Source organism: Neisseria sp. P0021.S006 (assembly GCF_051956895.1).
In genome coordinates this window covers 1-497 of sequence record NZ_JBQCWZ010001107.1, presented here as the reverse complement: position 1 = coordinate 497, position 497 = coordinate 1, and the positions used below count along the sequence as shown (strand labels likewise).

Sequence of the window (497 nt, the reverse complement as noted above, 5' to 3'; positions counted from 1 at the left end):
ATATTGCTTCTCCTTTAGACATCATGATTGAAGGCCCGATTGGCGGCGCAGCGTTCAACAACGAATTCGGCCGCCCGAACCTCTTGGGCTACTTCCGCACCTTTGAAGAAAAGTTTGACGGACAAGTTCGCGGCTATCACAAACCGATTATGATTGCAGGCGGTTTGGGCAGCATTCAGGCACAGCAGACGCATAAAGACGAAATCCCTGAAGGCGCATTGCTGATCCAACTGGGCGGCCCGGGCATGCTTATCGGCTTGGGTGGCGGCGCGGCTTCTTCGATGGATACCGGCACAAACGACGCTTCTTTGGACTTCAACTCCGTACAACGCGGCAACCCCGAAATCGAACGCCGCGCGCAAGAAGTCATCGACCGTTGCTGGCAACTCGGCGACAAAAACCCGATTATCTCCATCCACGACGTCGGCGCGGGCGGCTTGTCCAACGCCTTCCCCGAACTGGTCAACGATGCAGGACGCGGCGCGGTATTCAAACTG

At 56.5% G+C, this 497-nt stretch carries 1 protein-coding gene; it reads left to right on the top strand.

Features of this window, described 5'->3' with window-relative positions:
• Positions 1-497, top strand: a 497-nt coding sequence (locus tag ACTHUM_RS18980; RefSeq protein WP_440403826.1) for an AIR synthase-related protein, incomplete at both ends; no start/stop codon positions are given.